The organism is Desulfobacula sp. (genome assembly GCF_021107415.1).
Genome location: NZ_JAIOSW010000083.1, coordinates 1 through 2,793, shown reverse-complemented (window position 1 = coordinate 2,793; position 2,793 = coordinate 1). Strand labels below are relative to the sequence as shown.

Genomic DNA, 2,793 nt, shown 5'->3' with positions numbered 1-2,793 from the left:
GAATAATTTTCATTCCGGCTTTCTTTTTATTTCTTTTGTACTTTGCCATTGCAAAGAAACAGGAGAGGGGATTTTTCCTTAAAGGGAGTTGTATTTGGATTTGTTTTCCGATTTTTATTGGAGGGACTCTTTTTTTATTGGCGGGAGCTGAGGGAATGTCTTTTAACAGGGCTGATCAGGTTGTTCAGGTGCTGCAAGACACGGCTAATTTTAGCTTCCTGAACAATTACCGACTGATTTATGATCACCTCAAACAGGTTGAAAATTCACCGCCTTTTTCCGGGGCGCACTATAGTTTTGCAGAAACCGCCAGGGACTTCATGCCGGTTATTTATCTTTTAGGGTTTTTAAAGGCATTTGTTAAAGCTATCTTTCCATTATTTGTCATTCCTCTTTTTTTAGGTTTTAAGAATTCTTTAACAAGATCTCATATTTTAGTGCTATATATAATTGTTTCATTCCTTCTTGTATTTTATTACTCACTTATTGTAAGAGATTTTATCTCACCAAGATTTTTATTCGTGCCTGCATTCCTTTTATTTCCCTGGATTGGCGCTGGAATGGAACGGATATTCAATTTTGTTAAGAGATCATCTAAACAAAAAATATTAGCCGTTGTTTTTGTTGTTTTTTTCATTTTAGTGCCTGCAGGTAAGGTCGCTAACTCCTGCAAAGAACATGATAATGCAATAAGCATAGCCGGTAAGTGGCTCGCTAAAGAGACGAAGTTTAAAAATGCCAGAATAATAACCAATGAAATAAGGATACCCTTTTATGCGGGAAGAGAACTTTATTCCAGCAGAGAAAAAGATTTAGTTAAATATGACAGCAGCAGTCATGATTATGTCGGAATAGAAAAGTTTGCCATAGATAAGCAGGCAGATCTTGTTATAATAAGAATTTCAAAAAAAGAAAAAGATTTAATTCCGAAATTTGAGAATTTTAATAAGTTAAAGGAATTTTCCGGGGAAAAAAGGATTGTCGTTATTTATAGTTCCGCGGAATTTCTTAAATAAAATATGCATAAATGAGCAGTTTAGTCTGGAAATAAGGAATTACAGCTATGGGTGATGAAAATAAATTAATGTATATCAAAAGATTTGAAAAGGAATTTGTTGGCCCATATCTTGAGGTTGGCTCAAAGGATTATGGAGCAACTCAAGTTTTACGATCAATTTTTTCAGACAGGAGCACATATATAGGCGTGGATATGCAGGATGGGTCCGGTGTTGATGTAGTTTTGAATTTTACATAAAAATTTGAAGAAATAGATGTAAAACTCAAAGGGATTCGTTTCGGAACCATTTTTTGTCTGAGTGTATTAGAGCATTGCGAACAACCATTTGAAATGGCGGAAATCTGACGGCTTTGTTGAAACCAGAAGATAAAATTTGCCTGTCCGTTCCTTTTTCCTGGAAATTCCATGGGTTTCCATCTGATTATTGGCGGTTTACTCCTGAAGGCGTTGAGAAACTCTTTCCCGAGCTTGAATTTAATCGTGCTAATTGTTTGGCATCTACATCGAGAAAATTCGAGTTTTATAGACCTGACGCAGAGATTGGATAAAATGGGACGTTTTGGAATTGGCTCTCAATTGTATCTTGTTTTCAGCCGTTTATCTGTATAGATGCTGATTCTGCTTATCAGGGAGCCACGCCTTTTTTCTAGGTATGTATTTCCTTTTATGTATTCGTTAAGGAATAACATTCTTTGTTTTAAAGGAACTGTTTTTGTAAAAGACGTATTAAGGTAGCTCAGGTTTTTCGCGATCTGCCTGTAGGAAATAAATCGCAGTCTTCTGAGCCTGTCCAGGTCGATAAGGAATATATCTTTTTTATTAATGAGAAGGTTTTCTCCTTTTAGGTCGGTGTGCATAATCCCCATTTCATGTATGCGCCGAATATATCTCGCGAGCATGATGATATATTTATCATCATATGCTTTTTTCTGAACATATTTTACAAGGTCTATGGCAGGTATTCCCTGTGTAGCAATGTAGGATTCAAACAGGAAACCAAAGCGCCTTTTTTCACATGCAAACAATACGTCTGGTGTGCCTAAACCCATACCTTCAAGCATAAGGGCGGCTTTAAATGCTCTTTGTGCCCTGCTTTTTCTAAACAGATTTTTTATCGCATCCTTGATTCCTTTGAAATTATAGCGTTTGAGATAAATGGTATTGCTATCCAGAGTGCCGGACTTCATAAGAGCTGTCCTTGAGCGGTTCAGCACATTGTCGCTGAAAGACTTCATAAAGGCCTTGGGATTAATTGCCTGTTGAGGGATGTCTTTCCATTCAGCAAGAAACCACGTGTAGGCATTCTTTTTTATTTTATTGTATCCAGGAAATTTATATTCAAGGCCCCAACCTTGTGGAGATCCCAGGATATACCAGAGAAACACAGCGCCTGATTTAAAAAACTTATCTTTCGACTTCGGTACCAGTAAAAAAGGTAGATTTATTGCTGATTTGACTGCCGACTTTAAAATCATGCAAATATAAAATATTATGGTTTGAGGCAGGCCTTTGTGTTTAATGAAAAATCTGCACATGGATCTTTGAAACTCTATCTTCCTTCTTACGTCGAATTTTTTGGCAGTCTTTCCCTGGTAATGTATAATCCGGATGTCGGGAAGATGCCATACTCCGAAAGCATGGTCTTTTGCCCTCTTGCAGAAGTCCGTCTCTTCAAGGTAAAAAAAGAAACCTTCATCGAGCATGCCGATAGAATCGATTACTTCCCTTTTTATCATCATGCACGCTCCAATAATAGAAGGTACTTCTACAGGTTC

General features: G+C 37.1%; 3 protein-coding genes. 2 read left to right on the top strand and 1 reads right to left on the bottom strand.

Annotation, left to right across the window (positions count from 1 at the left end):
• The coding region (locus K8S13_RS04350; RefSeq protein ID WP_291460725.1) for a hypothetical protein at positions 1-1,016 on the top strand (1,016 nt) is incomplete at its 5' end.
• A gap of 47 nt (positions 1,017-1,063) precedes the next feature.
• Positions 1,064-1,255: a hypothetical protein gene (locus tag K8S13_RS04345; protein WP_291460723.1), complete on the top strand. Its 192-nt coding sequence runs from the start codon at positions 1,064-1,066 to the stop codon at positions 1,253-1,255.
• Between the two features lie 335 nt (positions 1,256-1,590).
• Here the strand turns inward: K8S13_RS04345 and K8S13_RS04340 are convergent.
• Positions 1,591-2,793 (bottom strand): lipopolysaccharide kinase InaA family protein (locus K8S13_RS04340; RefSeq protein WP_291460721.1); only part of this gene is annotated, 1,203 nt, incomplete at its 5' end.

Excerpts from the sequence above, each read along its gene's own strand:
- K8S13_RS04345 (WP_291460723.1), top strand. The coding sequence starts at position 1,064 with ATGGGTGATGAAAATAAATTAATGTATATCAAAAGATTTGAAAAGGAA.